This is a genomic window from Paenibacillus sp. SER-28, assembly GCF_052906305.1.
In genome coordinates, this window is record NZ_JBRECM010000101.1 from 1 (window position 1) to 233 (window position 233).

Sequence of the window (233 nt, forward strand, 5' to 3'; positions counted from 1 at the left end):
GCCTCGTCGCGGATGTCGAGCTGGAGACCCTGCTCGACGCCGAGACGCTTGCGGGCGAGGCGCGGGCGGACAGGATCGCGGCATGGTTCGACAAGGCCGAGCAGTCGGTTCACGACCACGCGCATGAATGCGGCGCCGGTTGCGATCACCATGACCATGACCACCATCATGATCATGGCCGCCACCACGGCATCCAGTCCTACAGCTTCGTCATCGACGAGCCGGTCGAGTGG

1 pseudogene is annotated in these 233 nt (G+C 65.7%); it reads left to right on the forward strand.

Features of this window, described 5'->3' with window-relative positions:
- Positions 1–233 (forward strand): annotated as a pseudogene (locus ACUYLD_RS25820) (hypothetical protein); the annotation flags it as partial.